At 57.6% G+C, this 21,375-nt stretch carries 15 protein-coding genes; 3 read left to right on the forward strand and 12 right to left on the reverse strand.

Going from position 1 to position 21,375, the window contains the following annotated elements; all coding sequences use genetic code 11:
* Both serB and parC read right to left on the reverse strand, forming a co-directional pair.
* On the reverse strand, window positions 1-1,233 hold the full coding sequence (serB, locus tag ACN0XM_RS07745; protein WP_417566350.1) for a phosphoserine phosphatase SerB: 1,233 nt from the start codon (window positions 1,231-1,233) through the stop codon (window positions 1-3).
* A complete protein-coding gene (gene parC, locus ACN0XM_RS07750) occupies window positions 1,226-3,535 on the reverse strand; it encodes a DNA topoisomerase IV subunit A (RefSeq protein ID WP_417566351.1) in 2,310 nt (769 codons plus the stop codon). The genes serB and parC overlap by 8 nt, the downstream gene beginning before the upstream one ends.
* A gap of 276 nt (window positions 3,536-3,811) precedes the next feature.
* Here parC and ACN0XM_RS07755 point away from each other — a divergent pair, with 276 nt between their 5' ends.
* A complete protein-coding gene (locus ACN0XM_RS07755; protein ID WP_417566352.1) occupies window positions 3,812-4,069 on the forward strand; it encodes a hypothetical protein in 258 nt (85 codons plus the stop codon).
* Window positions 4,070-4,177: 108 nt separating this feature from the next.
* Here the strand turns inward: ACN0XM_RS07755 and ACN0XM_RS07760 are convergent, their stop codons facing one another.
* Together ACN0XM_RS07760 and ACN0XM_RS07765 are read right to left on the reverse strand one after the other, a co-directional pair.
* The gene (locus tag ACN0XM_RS07760; RefSeq protein ID WP_417566353.1) at window positions 4,178-4,759 is read right to left on the reverse strand and encodes a YceI family protein; all 582 of its coding nucleotides are present in this window, start codon (window positions 4,757-4,759) and stop codon (window positions 4,178-4,180) included.
* Between the two features lie 72 nt (window positions 4,760-4,831).
* On the reverse strand, window positions 4,832-5,377 hold the full coding sequence (locus ACN0XM_RS07765) for a cytochrome b (RefSeq protein ID WP_417566354.1): 546 nt from the start codon (window positions 5,375-5,377) through the stop codon (window positions 4,832-4,834).
* A 536-nt stretch (window positions 5,378-5,913) separates the two neighbouring features.
* Here ACN0XM_RS07765 and ACN0XM_RS07770 point away from each other — a divergent pair.
* Window positions 5,914-7,200, forward strand: coding sequence for an EAL domain-containing protein (locus ACN0XM_RS07770; RefSeq protein WP_417566355.1), 1,287 nt, complete (start codon window positions 5,914-5,916; stop codon window positions 7,198-7,200).
* On the opposite strand, the gene ACN0XM_RS07775 is transcribed toward ACN0XM_RS07770, so the two are convergent.
* From ACN0XM_RS07775 to ACN0XM_RS07810, 8 genes are all read right to left on the reverse strand, one after another.
* Window positions 7,201-8,973: an SLC13 family permease gene (locus ACN0XM_RS07775; RefSeq protein ID WP_417566356.1), complete on the reverse strand. Its 1,773-nt coding sequence runs from the start codon at window positions 8,971-8,973 to the stop codon at window positions 7,201-7,203. It lies immediately after the preceding gene.
* Window positions 8,974-9,068: 95 nt separating this feature from the next.
* Window positions 9,069-10,964, reverse strand: coding sequence for a DNA topoisomerase IV subunit B (parE, locus tag ACN0XM_RS07780; protein WP_417566357.1), 1,896 nt, complete (start codon window positions 10,962-10,964; stop codon window positions 9,069-9,071).
* Window positions 10,965-11,031: 67 nt separating this feature from the next.
* Window positions 11,032-11,508, reverse strand: coding sequence for a protease complex subunit PrcB family protein (locus tag ACN0XM_RS07785; RefSeq protein ID WP_417566358.1), 477 nt, complete (start codon window positions 11,506-11,508; stop codon window positions 11,032-11,034).
* Entirely contained in the window at window positions 11,505-14,207 is a 2,703-nt protein-coding gene (locus ACN0XM_RS07790; protein ID WP_417566359.1) for a S8 family serine peptidase, read from the reverse strand. The genes ACN0XM_RS07785 and ACN0XM_RS07790 overlap by 4 nt, the downstream gene beginning before the upstream one ends.
* Window positions 14,208-14,327: 120 nt before the next feature.
* Complete coding sequence (locus ACN0XM_RS07795; RefSeq protein WP_417566360.1) at window positions 14,328-16,379, reverse strand: TRAP transporter large permease subunit; 2,052 nt, start codon at window positions 16,377-16,379, stop codon at window positions 14,328-14,330.
* 15 nt (window positions 16,380-16,394) lie between these two features.
* Window positions 16,395-17,405 (reverse strand): putative solute-binding protein, encoded by a 1,011-nt coding sequence (locus ACN0XM_RS07800; RefSeq protein ID WP_417566361.1) that lies wholly within the window; start codon window positions 17,403-17,405, stop codon window positions 16,395-16,397.
* Between the two features lie 58 nt (window positions 17,406-17,463).
* Entirely contained in the window at window positions 17,464-18,528 is a 1,065-nt protein-coding gene (locus tag ACN0XM_RS07805) for a hypothetical protein (protein WP_417566362.1), read from the reverse strand.
* 205 nt (window positions 18,529-18,733) lie between these two features.
* Window positions 18,734-19,348: a TetR/AcrR family transcriptional regulator gene (locus ACN0XM_RS07810; protein ID WP_417566602.1), complete on the reverse strand. Its 615-nt coding sequence runs from the start codon at window positions 19,346-19,348 to the stop codon at window positions 18,734-18,736.
* 146 nt (window positions 19,349-19,494) lie between these two features.
* Here ACN0XM_RS07810 and ACN0XM_RS07815 point away from each other — a divergent pair, with 146 nt between their 5' ends.
* Window positions 19,495-21,291 (forward strand): acyclic terpene utilization AtuA family protein, encoded by a 1,797-nt coding sequence (locus ACN0XM_RS07815; RefSeq protein WP_417566363.1) that lies wholly within the window; start codon window positions 19,495-19,497, stop codon window positions 21,289-21,291.
* Window positions 21,292-21,375: the final 84 nt, after the last annotated feature.

Below are 21,375 nucleotides of genomic sequence, written 5' to 3' on the forward strand. Positions count from 1 at the left end.
TCAGAAGTCCGCCTGTTCCAGGTCCTGATTGGTATCGCTTTCCCGGAAACCAATCAGGTACAGGATTGCATCCAGCCCTAGTGTCGAGATGGAGTGCCGGGCCGATTCCTTCACCAGGGGTTTGGCCCGGAACGCGACGCCCAGCCCGGCCTGACTCAGCATCGGCAGGTCGTTGGCGCCATCACCCACCGCAATGACCTGCTCCCTGGAGATGTGTTCCTTTTCAGCTATTTCCAGTAACAATTCGGCCTTGCGCTTGCCATCGACGATCTGCCCGGCGACCCGGCCGGTAACCTTTCCGTTTTCGATCTCAAGCTCATTGGCATAGATATAGTCGATACCCAGCTTACGCTGCAGATGGCGGGCGAAATAGGTAAACCCGCCAGACAGAATCGCAGTCCGGTACCCCAGGGCCTTGAGACTGAGAATCAGGTGTTCGGCCCCTTCGGTCATGCGCAAACGGCTGGCGATACCCTCCAGGACTGACTCATCAAGCCCTTTGAGCAGCGCCAGACGCTCGGCAAAGCTCTGGCTGAAGTCCAGCTCGCCTTGCATGGCCCTTTCGGTAATTTCCGCCACCTGCTCCCCGACCCCGGCTTCCATGGCCAGCTCATCAATCACCTCTGCCTCAATCAGCGTCGAATCCATGTCGAAGACCACCAAACGGCGGTTACGCCGAAAAATCGAATCCTCCTGGAAGGCGATATCCACATTCATTTCACCGGCAATATGGAGAAAATCCGCGCGCAATTGTTCAAGGTCCGAAGGAGTGCCACGAACCGAAAACTCCACGCAGGCAATCCGGTTTTCGGAGGCATTCAGTGAGGGCCTCGCAGAGAGCCGGGAGATGTTGTCGATGTTTAACCCATGGCGAGCGGTAATGGCCGATACCCGGGCAATCTGTTCGGCCTTGATGTCCCGGGAAAGCAGGGTCACGATGTAACAGGCGCGATTCCGGGCCGCAGCCCACGACTGATATTCCTCAACGGTGATCGGCGCAAACCGCACCTGCAAATCAAGGGCGTGGAGCCGGAACAGCAGATCCCGAATGACCGGCGAGGATTTCGATTCGTCCGGGATATCAATCAGGATGCCCCAGGTGAGATGATCGTGAATCACCGCCTGGCCAATATCCAGAATCCGCACATCGTAGCGGCCCATGATGCCGGTGATTTCCGACGTGAGGCCGGGCTTGTCACGCCCAGAGACATTAATCAGTACCAGCTCACTCACTGTCAGAACCCTCACTTTCAGAGCTCTGCTCTTCCCTGGCACGGGCGGCGGAAGGAATCACCTCAATGGCATCGACCCGCTGCAAGCCCCGGGGCAGCTTGTGGCCGCGACGACCACGCTCGCCGAGGTAATGCTCGAGGTCGCTGAACTGCAGCCCCAACTTGCGCTTGCCGGCCCGGATTTCCAGCTGGTCATCCTCGGCGAATACCGCTACGGACACCACGTATTCTTCGCGGTTCTGGACCCGCGCAGAAGGTATGCTGATGATTTTGTTACCTTTGCCCTTAGCCAGTTCCGGCAATTCACTCAGGGGAAACACCAACATACGGCCTTCGTTGGAAATAGCCCCCAGATACAGCGTTTTTTCGGTGGCGGGTATCGTTACCGGAGGCAGGATCTTTGCCCCTTTAGGAACGCTCACTACCGCTTTGCCGTTGCGATTTTTGCTCAGCATGTCGTTCAGTGACGTCACAAAACCATAGCCGCCATCCGTGACCAACAAGGTCTTGCGAGATGGATCGCCCATCAACAGCCCCGAGAATGTGGCGCCGGAAGGCGGATTGATCCGGCCGGTTAAAGGCTCGCCTTGCCCCCTGGCCGACGGCAGGCTGTGGGCCATCAGCGAATAGGCGCGCCCGGTTGAATCCAGAAAGATCGCCTGCTGGTTGGTTCGCCCTCTGGCCGCCAGCGCAAAACGGTCGCCGGCCTTGTAACTCAGGCCTTCGGGCTCGATGTCATGGCCCTTGGCGGCACGAACCCAGCCTTTATCGGACAGCACCACGGTGACCGGATCGTTCGAGATAAGGTCCACTTCACTGAAGGCCCGGGCTTCCTCCCGCTCAACAATCGGAGATCGGCGGTCGTCCCCAAAGTTATCGGAGTCCGCTTTCAGTTCGCTTTTGATCAGCTCCCGCAGTCGGTCTTCGGAACCAAGAATCGACTGAAGTTCGTCCCGCTCCGCAGACAGCTCATCCTGCTCACCGCGGATCTTCATTTCTTCAAGCTTGGCCAGATGACGTAATTTGAGCTCAAGGATGGCTTCGGCCTGATCGGGAGACAAGCCGAAGCGAGACATCAACTCGGCCTTCGGCTTGTCCTCGGTACGAATGATTTCAATAACCTCATCGATATTGAGGTAGGCAATCAACAAACCTTCGAGGAGGTGCAGGCGCGCCAGAACCTTGTCGAGCCGATGCTGAAGGCGACGGATAACGGTGGTCCGACGGAACGTCAGCCACTCGGTCAGAATCTGACGCAGCCCTTTGACTCCGGGCCTGCCGTCATTGCCAATCACATTTATGTTGACCCGGTAAGTCTTCTCAAGATCAGTGCTGGCGAACAGGTGGGCCATCAGGCCATCGAGATCCACCCGGTTGGAGCGGGGTACAACGACCAAACGAGTCGGGTTTTCGTGGTCCGACTCGTCGCGGAGGTCAGCCACCATCGGCAGCTTTTTAGTCTGCATCTGTTGGGCAATCTGCTCCAGCACCCGGGCACCGGATACCTGGTGCGGAAGGTCGGTGACAACGATCTCACCGCTTTCCCGAATCCAGCGGGCACGCATGCGCAAAGAACCGCGGCCGGTTTCATACATCTGCCGGATATCCTTGCGCGGGGTAATAATTTCCGCAAAGGTGGGGAAATCCGGCCCCTTGATGTGTTCGCAGAGCTCATCCACAGTTGCATCCGGCTCATCCAGCAAACGGATGCAGGCAGCGGTGACTTCCCGCACGTTGTGGGGTGGGATATCGGTGGCCATGCCGACGGCAATACCGGTGGTACCGTTCAGCAGCACGTGAGGCAACCTTGCAGGCAGCACCGACGGCTCATCCATGGTGCCATCGAAATTGGGCACCCAGTCCACTGTACCCTGGGCCAGCTCGCCCAACAGTGCTTCGGCAAAAGGCGCCAGGCGGGATTCGGTGTAACGCATGGCGGCAAAAGATTTGGGATCATCCGGCGAACCCCAGTTACCCTGCCCGTCCACCAGTGGGTAACGGTAGGAGAACGGCTGCGCCATCAGCACCATGGCCTCATAGCAGGCGCTGTCGCCATGGGGGTGAAACTTACCCAACACGTCACCGACAGTACGGGCAGATTTCTTGTACTTCGACGTGGATTTCAGCCCCAGCTCAGACATCGCGTAGACAATCCGACGCTGCACCGGTTTAAGCCCATCACCAACATTGGGAAGCGCCCGGTCAAGAATGACGTACATGGAATAGTCGAGATAGGCCTTTTCCGTGTAATCCCGGAGCGCTACCCGCTCAAAGCCTTCATCCGTTGTCTGAAACTCTGGCATGGATGCCTCTTTTGCCTGTATTACCTGATTTGAATAACGCCAGTGATGCTACTCCCTGTGCCCGTAATAATCACCGGGCAGCAGGAGCTGCACATTATATGGAGCACGGCGCCGATACACCAACAACCTGCGGATTTATTAGCCAAAACCGGCAATCTATCCCGTGAAGGGCTGATTCCAATAGCGGAATTCCCGCATGGAGAGTCTGTAAGGTGCGACGTATGCTCGCCAACAGTAGATAGAAGACCGTTTTACTCATCTGACAAGCGGAACACTATGAAACCCAATATCAAAGCCTGCGGGCAAGCCATGGCCACGGCCCTGGTCAATGCGGTTCTGGCCGTCGCGCTGATGCTTCTCGTGGAGTTTGCGATCAGTGGCAGCTTCCAGGTCCCCGAGCCCTATCTCTGGGCGGGTTTGCTGATCTGGGTGGTCATCTTTGCGGGACAGTTCTGGCGCCAGCGCTACTTATGCAAGGCCTGTGAGTCAACGCGGGAATCGCACACCCCGTCGCACGGCAAGTCTACACTTTGAACTATTCCCTTATTCAGAAATGAACGGGGACCCAGGAAGGGAATGAAAACTCCGGGAGGCAGGTTCCGGGTATAGCCCCGGAACCTGTTTTGGCAGGGTCAGCTAGGCCTACTGCTGGACACCTTCGACAGAAATGATCATCTCAACAGTCTCGGAGGCCTTTCCAAGATCCATCGGGATTCCGAAATCCTTCAGGCGGAGTTCGGTTCCGGCTTCAAAGCCCATACGGTAACCGCCCCAGGGGTCTGCACCATGGCCAACCACTGCGGTATCCAATGTTACTTCTTTGGTAACGCCACGCAGGGTCAGGTCGCCAATGATATCGGCTTCACCTTCGCTATCAACCACCACCCGCTTGCTCTTGAACGTAGCCTGGGGGAACTCATCAACATAGAGGAAGTCCTCGCTGCGCAGATGCTTGTCACGCTCAGCGTGATTTGAATCAACGCTGCTGGTGTCGATGGAGACGTTAACCGAGCTATTTTCCGGGTTTTCCGCGTCGTACACGAACTGACCATCGAAATCATTAAACCGGCCATAGAGCCAGCTGTAGCCAAGGTGTGAAATCTTGAAGGTGATGAATTGATGGGTGCCTTTGGAGTCAAACGCGTAGGTGCCACTGTGTTCATCGGCATTAACTACGCCCGTAAATGCCATCGATAAAGCGGAGGCAAGCAACACTTTTTTCATGGTTATCTCCCTTATTTCATTGGTGCCCGACTCTCGGGCGTTACACGAATTCAGATTCGGGTGGCGCGCTCGTTACTTCCCCAGCATACGACGGAGCGTCGGGTCGCGATCAATAAAGTGGTGCTTGAGAGCGCCGGCTGCGTGGACCAGGGCCAGACCGAGAATCGCCCAGGTCGTCCAGTAATGGACAGTCCCGGCAATATCTTCCATGCCCTTTACCTGACCGGTCACAGAAGGTACTTCAAACCATCCGAAAACACTGACGGAGGAGCCGTCCGCTGTTGAGATGAGGTAACCGCTGACCAACGCCACGAAGATCAGCACATAGAGCAGTCCGTGACCCAGGTGCGCACTGCGAACCTCCCATCGCTTGTGCTCTGGCGGAGAGGCCGGCGATACATTTAGACTTTTCCAGATAACCCGGAAGACCATAACCGCCAGCAGCAAAATTCCGACACTGCGATGGATGTCGGGAGCCCTATTGTACCAGTCGTGGTAATAGGTCAAATCCACCATCCAGTACCCGAGTCCGAAGAGGCCGAAAACCACCAGGGCGACAAGCCAGTGAATGGCAATTGCCACCAAGCCGTAGCTGGATGCTGTATTTCGGATTTGCATGATAAGACTTAACCCCGATCCTTGGCCCACATTCGATGCACTCAGTCTAGAAATGTCCCATCGCGAAAAAAATCAAAATCTTTTGCTGCCTTACATCAGAATTTCTGACTGACCTCTCGTAATCAATGCCTTAGCAACCTTTGCCTTTGGTCGCATACGGGTATTACGGATTGCTCGAAATTATTGCAACGATAGACTTTAGAAATACTGCAATGCCCCGTCGGGGGCCTCATTGACCGAGAGGACAAGACATGGAACTTGAATTCGACGAAACCGTGGTTGTACCCAGCAACAACTGATTCTTTGGCGGTCTTCCAAGGCCGCTAGGTTTCCATTTCCGCCCTACCCGACCGCAAAAGATACAAACCGTTTCCAGTTTGTACATGAAACAGTGGTAATAAACTCGTTTTTTTGGCAATCTTCCTCCCAACTATCAGTAACTTCGGGATTTTTCAGCAATACCCGTACTGATATGAAACAGTTCAGGTGTCTGACTCGGGCCCCTGATGCGTTCGCCAAATTAACCAGAATCGTCTATGTCGAAACGCCTCCCTGAAAAGCTGACGGCTCCGGAAGTGGAACTGTTATCCCCTATGCTAAACAGGGAAGGTGACACATGGACCGCTGATTTTCGAGGGCTTACGCTCAGAACGGCACTTCAACCCATCTATAGCATCTCGCACAAACGAATTGTCGGTTACGAAGCGCTGATCCGGGCCTTCGACAATGACAACTCAGCAGTTCTCCCACTGCACCTGTTTCAGCTTCCCGATTCCGCCGCAGAAAACCTGCTACTCGACCGTCTTTGCCGGTATCTTCATATACGCAACTACAGTGGTATCAGTGACCAGCTGAACTGGCTATTTCTGAACGTATCGCCGCAAGTGGTCACCAGTGGCAGCCAGGCAGATTCTTTTTTTGGTCATTTACTCGCCAAGACCGGCCTCCCTCCGCACCGAATAGTGATGGAGATCGTGGAGCAGCCAACAGACGATGCTGAAAGACTTCGGGAAACCGTTGCCTATTACAAAAAACTGGGTTGTCTCACCGCCATCGACGACTTTGGTGCCGGCCATTCCAACTTTGAGCGGATCTGGAATCTGTCGCCCGATATCGTGAAACTAGACCGGAAACTGCTGACCCGTGCAACAGACGATCACAAGGCCCGCCAGATTCTCAACGGGATTGTGTCACTTCTGCATCAGTCTGGTTGTCTGGTGCTGTTGGAAGGCGTGGAAACCCGTGACCAGGCAATGATCGCCATTGATGCCGGTGTCGACTTTGTTCAGGGTTTCTATTTCCGAAAGCCAAGCACAGACCTGGACCAATTTGCCCATGCGCCTGCGGATTTCGACCAACTGCTGCAGGAATACAAAACTCGCAACCAGGTCACTCGTGACCCGAGAAGCCAACTGGTGGAATTTTTCAATGGTTTTTTTGATCACGCCATCACCAGATTGCGGAACGGCCTGGGCATGGAGGCATCCTGCCTGGAATTGCTGAACCATCCGGCCGTGTCGAGGTGCTATCTCGTGGATGACAAGGGCGTACAGATTGATGACACGCTGGTATCCGACACGGGCACCCGCAGCCTGGACCCGCGCTTCAAGCCCCTGGAGAGCACCAGCAGCGCCGACTGGTTCCGCCAGCAGTATCTGCGCCAGGCGCTGGCGCAGCCTGAAAGCCTGCATGTAACGGCACCCTATCTGTGCGTCACCGGTGCCTACATGTGTGTGACGCTGTCCCTGGGCTACTACCAACATGGCAAGCTGCAGGTATTGTGCTGCGACATCCTTGCCAACCACTCGTCGCCCGCCCTGTAGCTACGGGTAAATGCCGTACACAAGGGCGATGACCGCTACGGTCACGGTGCCAATAAACACATTCATTGGCACCCCCACACGAACAAAATCACTGAACCGGTAACCTCCGGGACCGAACACCATCATATTGGTCTGGTAACCCAACGGCGTGGCAAAGCTCGCCGACGCGGCCATCATTACGGCGATCACAAACGGTTCTGGCGCAACGCCCATACTGCTGGTCATGGAGAGGACAACCGGAATAATCAGCACCGCTGCGGCGTTATTGGTGATCACTTCCGTCAGCACGGAAACGGCAAAATAGACCAGGAAGATTGTAAGCAACACATGCCCCTGGCTGAGCTCCAGGATGGCCTCAGCGACAAAGCTGGCCGCACCGGTCTGTTCCAGCGCCGCACCCATCGCAAATGATGCTGCGATGGTCAGGATAACCGGCACATCCACCGATTTCTGGGCCTGACCGACCGAACAGCAGCCAGACAGAATCATCAGCGCAGCGCCCAGTAATGCCGCATTCAGCATACTCAGAATGCCGCAGGCTGCCAGGCCAACCAGAACGGACAGGATCCCCCAGGATAACCAGGCACGATCGTGCCGGGGGGTTTCGGTTTCCAGGTCGTTGATCAGCAGGAAATCCTTGTTGTAGCGCTGGCGACTGACAAACGCCGGCCGGGCTTCCAGCAACAATACGTCACCCGGCTTCAGACGAATGTTGCCCAGATTGCCAGATACCCGCTCTCCCCCCCTGGCTACGGCCAGCACCACCGCACCATAACGGTCCCGGAAACGGGCATCCCGGATGGTCAGCCCGAGCACATCGGACTGAGGCGACAAGGCCGCCTCGACCAGGCGCCGCTCTGCCCTGTCTTTGCTCAGACTCGGCTCGTCTTCATGGACGGAGGGTACGATGCCGTTGATCCGCAGCAGATCCGAAATGGCCTGGGTATCACCGGCAAACACCAGTCTGTCGCCCCCTCTGAGCCGCTCTTCGGATGGCACCGCCGTTACCACAGAGCCATCACGCTCAATCTCAACCAGATAAAGCCGCTCCAGCTCCCTGAGCCCCGCTTCGCCAACGCTTTTGCCTACCAGCGGGCCGTCGAAGGATACCGCCACTTCCAGGGTGAACTCCCGCATTGAGCCGAACTTCTGCTGATCCTTGCGATCGGGAAGCGCTCTGGGCATAAACAGCAGCAACGCCGCCACACCGATGATTGCGACGGGCAGCCCCACGGCAGTAATGGAGAAGATGGAGAAGCCCTGCTCACCGGTCAGCTGCTGGTATTGGCCATTAACCACAAGGTTGGTGCTGGTGCCAATCAGCGTAAGAGTGCCACCGAGAATCGCCGAATAGCTGAGGGGAATCATTAACTTGGACGGCGATATACCAATTTTCCGTGACCAGGCGTGAACGGCCGGAATCATGGTAGCCACAACAGGGGTGTTGTTAAGAAAGCCGCTGAGAAGCGCCACCGGAAACGCAATCCGCGCCTGGGCCGAGCGAACCGTTCTGGGGTTTCGGAGCAGGTGATGAACCAGGAGGTCCACGCCACCGGAATGATGAATGCCCGCCGCTACCACGAACATGGCAACAACGGTGATAAGGCCACTGTTACTGAAGCCGGCCAGGGCCTGATCGGCAGACACAATACCACTGGCACTGAGCACCACGAGCACACCCATCATCACCAGATGGGGCGCAAATCGTCCTGCACTCATCAGTAACAGCGCAGTGCCTGCGAGGCCCAGCGCAAACCAGCCTTGCCAGTCCATCAACGGTTCTTCCCGATCAGAAAACTGGCAGGATAAAGGGTTTACAGAATACTTAGAAAGAATAAAGGATGCTTTTTATAGCACCTTAAGGAATATCAGACCGCGATGTCCGCCATGTTGCCGTAGGCTTCCAGCCACGCCCTGCGATCGGGTGCGCGCTTCTTGCCGAGCAGCATGTCCATGCGGCTATCGGTGTCGTCACCGTCTTCAATGGTCAGCATCACCAGGCGCCGGGTGTCTGGTGCCATAGTGGTCTCACGAAGCTGCAGCGGATTCATTTCACCAAGCCCCTTGAAGCGGGTTACTGAAATCTTGCCTTTGCGTTTCTCCGCCGCAATGCGATCAATAATACCCTGCTTTTCGTGTTCATCCAGGGCATAAAAGGTTTCCTTGCCCAGATCCACCCGGTACAGGGGCGGCATGGCAACGAAAATGTGACCCGCAGCAACCACCGGGCGGAAGTGTTTTACAAACAGTGCGCACAGCAGCGTGGCGATGTGCAGTCCGTCAGAATCGGCATCCGCGAGGATGCAGACCTTGTTATAGCGCAAGCCATCCAACTGGTCCGAACCGGGATCGACACCAATGGCAACGGCAATGTCGTGCACTTCCTGGGAGGCCAGGATCTCACCCGAATCCACCTCCCAGGTGTTCAGGATCTTGCCCCGCAACGGCATCACCGCCTGAAATTCCCGATCCCTTGCCTGTTTTGCGGAACCACCGGCTGAGTCACCTTCCACCAGAAACAGCTCCGAACGGGCGGTATCGCTTCCGGAGCAGTCCGCCAGTTTGCCCGGCAGGGCCGGGCCGGATGTCACCCTTTTGCGTGCTACCTTCTTGCTGGCCCGCAGACGACGCTGGGCATTATTGATAAACAGCTCCGCCAGTGCTTCCGCCACGTCGGTGTGCTGGTTCAGCCAGAGACTGAAGGCATCCTTGACCACGCCGGAGATAAAAGCCGCTGCTTCCCTGGACGAAAGGCGCTCCTTGGTCTGACCTGAAAACTGCGGTTCCTGCATCTTGAAGGAGAGTACATAGGCCGCCCGCTCCCAGATATCCTCGGGGGAGAGTTTCACGCCACGGGGCAACAGACTCCGGAACTCACAGAACTCCCGCATGGCTTCGAGCAGGCCGGTGCGCAGCCCGTTCACATGGGTTCCACCCTGGGCGGTCGGAATCAGGTTCACATAGCTTTCCATGACCGCTTCACCGCCTTCCGGCAGCCATTGAATCGCCCAGTCTACGGCTTCCTTGTTACCGGAAAAGCTGCCGGTGAAGGGTTCCAGTGGCACCGCTTCAATGTCGGCCAGCGCAGTGACCAGGTAATCCCGCAGACCGCCCTCATAACACCACTCGTCTTTTTCGCCGGTCTTTTCCTGAAGGAAGGTCACGGTCAGGCCGGGGCATAACACTGCCTTGGCTCGCAGGTTATGGCGAAGCCGGCTGACGGAAAAATTGGGGCTGTCAAAGTAGGTCACGTCGGGCATGAACTTCAGGCGAGTACCTGTGTTGCGCTTGCCAACTGTGTCGATCACTTCCAGCTCAGAGACCTTCTCGCCATTGGCAAAGGTCATCCGGTGCAGCTGACCATCACGTTTGATGCTGATTTCCAGGTGCGTGGACAGGGCATTTACAACGGAAACACCCACGCCGTGGAGGCCGCCGGAAAAGTTGTAGTTGCCCTGTGAGAACTTGCCACCGGCATGCAGGCGGGTCAGGATCAGCTCAACGCCGGACAGACCTTCTTCTTTATGAAGATCCACCGGCATCCCCCGGCCGTCATCCTCAACGCTGAGAGAACCGTCAGTGTAAAGCACCACATCAATACGCCGGGCGTACCCCGCCAGTGCCTCATCCACACTGTTATCAATCACTTCCTGTGCCAGGTGATTGGGCCGACTGGTATCTGTGTACATCCCGGGACGCTTGCGCACCGGATCCAGACCACTCAGTACTTCAATAGCATCGGCGTTATATTGTTGCTGGCTCATGGGCAGGAACGGACTCCGCGATAGATAGAAAAAGCTGGGCCCTAGCTTAGGGATTCGTGAAGAAAGATCAACGGTTGTTTTCGGCGCGGGTGATCTGGATATCGTTCCAGCCTTCGGCGGTGACTGCGATTACCGCACAGGGGGTGGTCAGGGCCTGGGAGACCATTGTGCCGGGTGCCGGTTCGGCAACCCTGATGGTCAGTTGCAGGGTTCCGTCGGAAATTTCCGAACTCTCCAGTGTCACTCCGAAGCCACCGGTTGGCTTTTGCCCAATGGAAGCCAGCACAATATGTTCTCGCTGATAATCAATATCCCTTAGCGCCTGAAGGGAAAGGGTGCGTGTCGGCAGCGCCTCAAGACGCGCCAATTCCTCCAGACTGCCGATTTGGAGATAGCCGGGCGCAGTCATCCCACAGTGGGCTGACTGGGCAACCTGCCTGGCCAGGGGCGCGCCGGCATCGGTCTCGGTCTGACTGACAGCACAGCCGGCACTCAGGACGCCCGCCGCTATCAGACTGCTTCGGATCAGGGGCTTTATGTTCATGGAATCTGGATCGCCTTAACGCTGGTGGACTGGCTACCAGCCTGCTCCGGCAGTAACCGGTAGCCCATGAAACCCGGCCTGGGCAGAAAATCCGGTGAATTCACTGACAGGGCCGGCCTGGAATAGCTGGTGGTCATTCGAAGTCCCGTAACCGGCTGATTCTCGCGCACTTCGATGACCTGCCGCAAACCGGCAACCGGGTATTCGGCACAGGCCTCACCGGCATGACAAATCAGGCCATCATTGTCGAGGTCCGTTCCCGCAACCAGGAAGTACTCGCCCGGCGGCACTTCGTTCTGGAGTTGCGGCGCCTCACCGTCATCCGGGAGGAACTCGAACTGATATTGGCCTTCATTTACCGTGGCAACTGTCTGACCAACCGTCACAAACGTGTCCCCCTGAGGCACAGGTTCAACCAACAGGACGAAATGCCGACCGGCGTCCCGGGCCTGTTGATCGGTGATCTGCTGGCCGATCACGGGGATGGTCAGAGTCGCCTGGGATTCGGTGCCGGAATTGTAGGTAATTGCAAGATTCGCTCGAGAAGACAGACCTGCCTCAAGGTTTTCTGGAATCAGGGTCAGCTCTAACCGGGCGGGCGCGTCCGCAGTGATCGCTTCCTGGGGAAATGGCGACACAGTGAACCAGTCATCCGACACGGAAACACCGGTAATGGTGATATCGTAGTTTCCCAGAGGTGCCAACTCCACTGTTTTACTAACTGGCGCGCTGGCTTCGGTTGTCAGGTTGACGACGGCCGGGGTAGAGGTCAACAGCTGCGGAGGGGATGCCAAAAGCACCGACTGAACCGACTTGGCCGCATCAAGAACACCATACCCCAGCTGATCGGTTCGGCTGCAGTCTGCTTCACAAGGCGGCGCCGTCAGAGCTCCCCCCCTGAGATAGCCTTCGATGTCAGCAGAAGTCAGTGCGGGCCGGGCCTCTTTCATTAACGCCAATACACCCGAGACGTGGGGCGCCGCCATGGACGTTCCCTGCAACCCGCGATAGACGGGCTGAAGCACTCCATCGACCACTGCAGCGCTGGTGCTACTGACCAGGTCACCCTGACCATCGCCATTGCCGTCGCGACTTGCATCGCCCCCCGGCGCGGCAAGATCAATCGTGCTCCCGAAATTCGAATAGGATGAAAGGTTGCCAGCACCATCCACGGCGCTGACCGAGAATACATTGTCCAACGCGGCCGGACAGGAAGGCTCGCTGGTGGCAGAGTTGCCCGCGGCGGCGACATAAATAATGCCTTTGTCCACACCTTGATTGATAAGCTGCTGAAGCGTGCCCGCAACGCCCGGGTCACCGCAGGGAAGCCCTCCGAGACTAAGGTTCACGATATCTGCGAACGGCCTGGACTGATCACCCAGAACCCATTGCATTCCCTCGAGCAGATCACTGAGCGTGCCAGAACCACCCTCGCCCAACACCCGCACCGGCATCAGGCTGGATCCGAACGCAACACCCGCACCGCCACTGCCATTGACGGTCGCCGCTACGGTGCCCGCAACATGGGTGCCGTGATAGACGCTGCCACCTATGGCACTTCCCGGATCAATAGGAAAGTCATCGCCGTCTACGGCGTCGAAGCCGGCGATAACATTCGCCGTCAGGTCCGGATGCCACTGCCCGCCATCCCGTAACAAGCCGGTATCCAGGACCGCTACATTGACACCCACACCGCCACCCGGCGCAAGCTGCCAGCCTACCGGGCCGTTGATCAGGGCGTAATGCCACTGCTGCGCCAACACCCGGCTGGTATAGAATGGCTCATCCACCGGCGTGGCGAATGAGCGGGTCTTATAGTTTGGGGATGCGTGCCGGATGGCCGGATCACTTCTCAGGCTCCGGATCCAGGCAAGGGTCTGTTCTGCCGGGCTACTCTGACGCAACGCCGCCACCGCGCCGGGGCGCCGGACGGTCCAGAGCCCGGGGGCGATCTGGCGCCCGGGTGTCATCAGTGCATTGGCTGCAAGCCCGTTGCTCCGAACGCCGGGATCGCGCAGGGAAACAATCGCCTCGTCCTCAACGAATTCATGCTTCGGCCAGTCATAGGCTGTCGCATTAATTGTTTCTGTTCTCGATGAAGACAGGATATACAGCATTGGCGAGTCGCCCAGCGCTGTGACAGAGACGGTGTAGTCACCCACCTGTTCGTTGTTGAGGGCGATGCTGACTGACGCCCCGTTACCGGGCGCAATGACCTGCCCGACATTCGTGCCGTCAGGCGCGTCCACCCTTAGCTGCAAATCAGCCGCCGCTCCAAGCCTTGTGGTAAAGCTCTGCAGGGTCAGTTCCAAACCGGCCTGCAACGATGCAACGTACCGATCCTCTTGATCGGGAAAGTACTGGAACGCCTCTGACTGCCCGGATAAAAGTGGGTAGTCCCCGACCTGCAACGTATCACTTACATAGCCCGCGAGAATAAACTCCGGCGGCAACAGCTGGGCGGTGGTCAGCGGGGTCCGTCCAAGCAGCGCATCGGCATTGTCCGCATCAACCCGTGTTCCCGCCTCAATGTCGATGACTCCAGCCAGAGCGACCGGAGCTGGCAGGTCACCGCTGCCGGAGCCTCCACTGCACCCGAGCACCGCCAGACCGAGCGCCATGACGATGCACAATTTACCAACGTTCCCGGGAACCGACGCCAGCGCCATAAAAAACACCCCCACCTTTTCCACCAGCATAACTCATCGCACCCGATGTGTTATTTACTGACTGTTAACCGTTACGCGGACCAGTGACTAACGGATGCAAAAGAGCCGCCGGAGGAAACCTCAGGCGGCTCTCAAATTAACACTCGAACATTACAGTGCGTAGAACAGCATCGGTATGAAAGCCGTCACTAGCAGCGTCGGCCCCATCACTGCCAAAGGCAACAGCAGGCGCTGATAACGGTGCCAGAAGGAGCCGGTACGTTCCGCCGCCAGCACTTCCGTCTCACCCACCACCTGGCGGGTCAGCAGATGGTTGAGCGCTACCGGCGGGCTCAGGTAGCCCAATTCGAACGCCACCAGGCACACAATCCAGAAATGCAGGGGATCAATGCCCAGCTGGATAGCTGGCTGGGCGATGGTGGCCGATACCAGAATCACCGCGCCGAACGGATCCATGACCATGCCGATGACAGTGAGCATTACCACAATCACCAGCATGGCAATCCATGGGCTGGTCAGGCTCTCCGGGAACAGGGCGTGGACGATATCCGAACGCTCCAGAATTCCGCCGAGGCAGATCGAAAAACCGATGAGGGCCAGCAAGGCTCCGATATGAACGGCAGAGTCGCTGGCGGCTGCGGAACTCCGGTTCCAGAATGCCTGCAGCCTTGTCTCCCGTTCGCCCCGGTTATCCCTGCCAGCATCGAGAAATACCAGCGCCAGCATCACCAGCGGCAGAATCAGCGGAGCACTGTACTCATTGAACTGAAGCCCAAGCACACCCCAGATAGCCAGAATCACAACAGCGCCGAGCAAGACATAGGGCATCAGCGGCTTCATCCTGCGCACGGATTCCCGAAACGCCCCTGGCGCCGGTCTGGGCTTCCAGTTCCCCTCGGTTTTGCAGACAACCAGGGAAAACAGTGTGGCCGACATGATGAACACCCATAGGCCCCAACCATAGAGTTCCGTGGTGGTAACCTCCTTGTTCAGTGCCGCAACCACCACAATCAACAAACAGGGGTTAAGAACGACACCCAGACTCCCCGACATGGCAGTGGTGGCCAGGGAAAGCTGTCGCCCGGCGCCCGCGCGGCGAAGTTCGTCATAAACGACGCCGCCCACAGCGAGAATAAATATCCCCGAGGCGCCGGTGAACGCCGTGGGAAACGCAGTTGCGAATATAATCACAGACGCCAGCATGGGTGCCGGCAGGTTGTAGGGTTTGATCACGTCAAGCAGCAGCTCCGGTAACCGGGTCTGCTTCAGCACCATGCCGACCAGCACATACAGGCCGATGTTTATGAACATCGAGGACAGGTTCGACATCATCCCGAAATAGATGGCGAGGCCAGAGGCGTAGCCATCCACCAGGAAGAAGTAACTCATGGCAATCAGACCCATGGCGCAGTGCAGCGGCAGCACAAGACCCGATGAAAGCGAGAGACTTCCCGCCCGCATCCGTTCCGGCACGTTCACAAAGCGGACCGCGTTGATCACCATGAACAGGCCGAATACGGCCACCCAGGCAGACTGGAGCTGGCTCGTCGATTCCGATCCCGGCGAACTGGCCAGCTGCCCCAGATAGGCATTCAGAGACGCGACCATCAGCCCGTTGACGACAAACTGCATCCCCTGACTCAAGCGCCACTCAGCCCGGTTCCGAGGCAGGCGCAGCGCGATATGGTCCGCATCAAGGGCTGCAACAGCCGCTGCCAGGGCGAACATGGCAATGAACAGATACTTGGTGAGTTCAATGTTTTCCAGCAGGAAATCCGCCAGCCCCTGCTCCACACTCTTGAACACCCCGAGGGCCGGGGTGGCGTGCCTGAGGTTCTGCTCGTAAGCCATGTACTCCCGGTTGCAAAGCTCAAGATTGCGCTGCAGGGAAGTCCGGATGGCCTCCGGATTGGGCGGCGAACTGAACAGGTCCTCCGGATCAGGCTTGTAGGCTTGCACCCGCTTGCGCACTTCGGCATCAACATCCATTTCCAGCTGACAGGTCGGTTCAGTGGCGTCCGGGTTCAGCAGGTAATAGTTTGGCCAGGTCTGCTCACCGACCCACAGCAGACGGGAGTGGAGTGAATTGCCCATGCCCAGAGCCAGCGTGGAAAGGAGCAAAAGCAAGAGTACGGCCCCGTGCAGCCGGTGCACGGGGTATAGGGTCCTGACCGCCGGGGCCGTCAATGCGCGCCAGTTCATAGCCGTGCCGCCCCTTTATTCGCGATTGGCCGAGGTGCACTCGGACGCAGACGGGTTGCTGGCGCAGCGGATCTTGCTCAACAGCCCCAGCATCTTGGGGTGGTAGACATCCGGCGCCCCGTTGAGACCATCGCGCATCTCAATCCGGTTCTGGCGGAACATCTCCTGGTAGCCCTGAATGTCCTTTTCCGGGATGCGAATCCATTTCTCCTCCGGAATTGCCTGTTCCTGGCTGGTGATCAGGTTCATGGCCTGCGGGAACATCGCCCAGGCAACTTCCCGGGCGTTCTGGGATGTGGCATCGGCAAGGACGCCTTCCCGCGCAATGATCTGAATGGTCAGCTGTGCCAGCGGATAATCCACAATGCCGCCGGTGTCACCAATGCCCTTGTAGAGCTCCAGTGCCTCATAGGCAAAAGCAGGCGCATAGGCAGTGTCTACGGAGCCGTTGTTGAACTTTCCCGCAAAGTTCGTGATGTCTGAAGGCACCACCGTGGCCTTGATAAAGTTCACCATGTGAATGGCGTCTTTCTGATAATCCAGCGTTGCCATCCGCTTGCCAGCCAGCTCGCCGGCGGTGTCTATGCTGCGATCGTTCACGAACAGGTAACCGGCACCCACAGGGATAATACCCAACACCTCATAGCCATTGGCTTTCATGAGGGGGGCCGCTTTGGGCTGAGCGAGGGTTGCCAGCAGGGTCTTGAGGTCGTCATAGGTGGGGATCGCACCCACCGCGCTGACGCTGCCGGTGAACCTGTTGAACGGGCGGGTACGAATGTCCGTGGCGGCCACCGCGTCGCACTGGCCGGCATTGAAATCGCCAACGGCAACGCCCTCATCAGTGTAGGGTTTGAGCTCGAAATCAACGCCGTGGACCTTCATTTCCAGCGCATAGTCCTTAATCATGTTGAAGACATCACCATTGGCACCGATCACGTCAAAGACACAAATTTTCACGGTTTGGGCTGAGGCAAAGGGTGCAATGGCAGCGAGAGTCAGAGCGGCAACGACTTTTCGGATCATAACGACCTCCAGGTCATTCTTGTGGTTATAGGTAATCAGAAGGCTCGGGACGCCTGCCTCAGAGCAGGTCGTCCAGATTCATGGTTTCAACGTTTTCCGTACCCTGATCAGGGCTCATTTTTCCGAAGGAGCTTTGCGGGGTGCGATAGCCATAACTGGCGCTCCAGTGCTTGTCCGAAGAGAACCGGATAACTCTCGCCGCCACTTCATCGACCAGGCGGTACTCTTGCCATACCTCAATTTGGTCTTCAGCTTCGGCAAAGCGGGCAATAGCATCGTCGAGGACATCCGGGCGGCCAAAAGTTTCTGCCGCCACAGCCTCAACCGCGAGGGACGCACGGATACCAGCCCGGACACCGAGATCCGAGCTGTGCTCGAGAACGCTCCAAGGATCCGGGGAGAGTTCAGGCCGTATGTCGGGAAACAACAACCAAACCAGGGCCCGTATGGCGTTGGGTAACCCACCCCACTTTTCATTATCGACACAGGTGGCCGCCCGCTCAGCCTGAGGCGCGATGCTGCGGGGGATGCCCGCCATGGCTCCGGAGTTGGCGTCGTTCACGATAGCCTGCATGCCAGTCAGCAGGCCCAGCAGGAAGGTAATTTCATCCTGCTCGTTAAACAGAAAGGGGCACTCGACAGGTTCTGCAGCCGGGTCGAAATCGTAAGCTGCCATCGCACGATTGAACGCGAGATACCGGCGTTGTGCAGTTTTTGCGTTCAGCCGTTTGGCTTCTTCCCGGGCGTCTTTGGCTGCGGGCACTTTGCCTGCGTGGTCGGCTCGCAAGTAAGCAAGCTCAGCCTCCCAGGCCCGGTATTCCATGCAGTTGGCAGCCAGCAACATCAGGAGGGAGCCGGTGCTGTTCGGCGCCTCGGTAACGCGGGAAAAGGAATAAAGCAGCGGGTCGACGCCTTCACCCAGGGCACAGGCCATTTCCGGATCTGACATCTGCATCACATAAGGTGTGGCTTCGCCTTCGGAGTAACCAGAAAGTACAACACCGGTCGTCGTGTATATGGGGTTGGCTGAACAGCCTGCGAGCGCGGCCACCGCCGCCAATGTGAGAGCCTTCAGGCGCGAGCCCGCCAGGCCCGGACCAAACCCTGCTAGTGAGGAGATCATATTTCACCCTGCATCACGTTGTTTTTGTTTGCCCGATCTGAACTCGGTTTTTTGTCAACGGATGCAAGAATGCGTTGAAAACTGTCCTACAAAAATGGCTCGAATGCCGATTTTGTTATGCCGATCGGGCCAATGGCCCGGAAGGAAAGGAGCTTCTCAGGATTTTCTTGAGATAAAACAATAATTTTTAGAAATGCCAACCCGCTTACAGAGCCATCATTGCCATTACCTGATCGGTCAGGCCATCCAGTGTCAGGCCTCCCCGCTCCGGCTTGTACCAGGTCACCGTCCAGCTGAGGGCACCGGTCAACATCCGGCGAACCACGAACGGATCGGCTTGCAGGGCGCCCTCGCGTTTCAGCGATTTCAGTACATCCAGCCAGAGCTTCTCGTAGATATCCCGTAGTTCCAGCACTTCAACCTGGGAAGATGCCGACAGACTCCGCCATTCGAATACCAAGACCGCCATGGCCTCACCGGTCTCGCCATTGATCGACTCAAGTTCGGCACGAACCAGGCCCCGAAGTTTCTGCCTGTTGGTATCGGCAGCCTCTAAAGCCGCTTGCATCAGCGACGTATTCAGCCGGATGGTTTCGACCATTACCGCTTTCAGAATCTCCTCCTTGGTCCGAAAATGGTGAAACAGGCTACCGGACTGAATACCGACGGCGGCCGCCAGATCACGAACTGTGGTCCGCTCGTAGCCTTTTTCCCGGAACAGCCGGGCGGCCTCAGTGAGCAGGCGGCCGCGGGCACCACTGGGGTCTGACACAAGGTTTTCGGCGATCAGGGACTGGAGGATCTGGTTCACTAAAGCTATCCGGTTGGCATAAGAGGCCTTTAATTCTACCTTAAACTTGCCTGTTTACAAACCAAGCGCTTGCTTGGTATCGTCAGCTTCATCGTGTGACAAAACCGCGATTGCCACAGGCATTGAATCGGTAACCATAAACAGGGCACAGGAACATGGCTGAATCCCCCAAAACTGTTCGCATCGGATGCTCCGCCGCTTTCTGGGGCGATACTGAAACCGCCGCAGCGCAACTGGTTCATCAAGGCAACATCGACTACCTGGTTGCCGATTATCTGGCAGAAATCACCATGTCGATCATGGCAGGCCAGAAAATGAAGGACCCGTCCCAGGGGTATGCGCGGGATTTCGTCCAGACGGTCATGGGCCCCCTGCTTGGAGACATCAAGGAAAAAGGCATCCGCGTTCTGGCCAACGCGGGCGGCGTGAATCCTGTGGCTTGTCGAGATGCCTTACAGGCTCTCTGCGAAAGGGCGGGCGTGGCCATGAAGATTGTCCTGGTGCTGGGCGATGACCTGCTGATGAAAAAGAAAAAGCTCGCCGACATGGGCATCACGGAGATGAGCTCCGGCCAACCAATGCCGCCGATGATGGTCAGCCTGAATGCTTACCTGGGTGCGCCTGGCCTCGTGGCGGCCCTGGAAGAGGGCGCTGACATTGTTATTACCGGCCGGGTTGCCGACAGCGCCCTGGTGCTGGCGCCTCTGGTGCACGAATTCGGATGGAGCTGGGAAGACTACGACAAGCTGGCCCAGGGCAGCCTGGCTGGGCATCTGCTTGAGTGTGGTGCCCAGTCCACCGGCGGCAACTTTACCGACTGGGAAGCGGTAGCCGGTGGCTACGCCAACATGGGCTTCCCGATTGCCGAAGTGAGTGCCGACGGCAGCTTTTTTATCACCAAGCCCGGAGACACCGGCGGCCTTGTCAGCCGAGGCACAGTGGCCGAACAGCTGGTGTACGAAATTGGCGACCCCAGAGCCTACCTGCTGCCGGATGTTACCTGCGATTTCACGGGGGTTGAGCTGGACGAAACCGGTAAAGACCAGGTTCAGGTTCGGGGCGCCCGAGGGCTCCCGCCCACGGACAGCTACAAGGTATCGGGCACCTGGCCGGATGGTTTCAAGTGCACAGTCACCTTCCTTCTGGCCGGCATGAATGCCAAGGCCAAGGCACAGACCGTGGCCCAGGCCATTCTGGCCAAGACCTCACGCATGTTCAGCGAGCGTGGCCTGCCTGATTACAGTGAAACCAGTATCGAGCTTCTGGGCACCGAAACCACCTACGGCGCCCATGGCCAAGGCGAGGACTGCCGGGAACTGGTGGTCAAAATCAGCACGGCCCATCCCAAGAAAGAGGCTCTGGTACTGTTTTCCCGGGAAATTGCCCAGGCGGCAACTGGCATGGCGCCTGGGATCACCGGGATTGTAGGGGGGCGGCCCACAGTGTGGCCGAAGATCCGGTTGTATTCCTGCCTGGTGCCGAAAACGGAAGTCGAGGTATCAGTGGATCTGGATGGCGAGCGGCAAACCGTTGAGGTTGAGACCGACGGCGGTTTCAATGCTAGCGATCTCCAGCCACAGTCGTTCACACACGAGACAAACACCACGGACACGACGGTGCCACTGGTGCAATTGGCCTGGGCCCGGAGTGGCGACAAGGGCGATCACGCTAATATCGGCGTGATCGCCCGAAAACCGGAGTATTTGCCCTTTATCGAAACGGCCCTGACCGAGTCGGCTGTAGCAGAGTGGATGGCCCATACCCTCAATCCGGAAACCGGCCGGGTCACCCGCTGGGCCATGCCCGGATTGCATGCCATCAATTTCCTGCTGGAGCACAGCCTTGGCGGTGGCGGTGTCGCCAGCCTGCGGATTGATCCCCAGGGGAAGGCGTTTGCCCAGCAGTTACTGGAGTTTCCGATTCCGATTTCTTCAAAGGTCATCAACAAATAAACCATGGAGCATGCACTCTGGCCGTTTGGTCCTTCCGGGACACGCTGTGAATACATCCCTGTACGCTTGATCGCAGCATCCCTG

Origin of the sequence: Marinobacter sp., assembly GCF_048269445.1 — a bacterium.
Lineage (GTDB): Bacteria > Pseudomonadota > Gammaproteobacteria > Pseudomonadales > Oleiphilaceae > Marinobacter.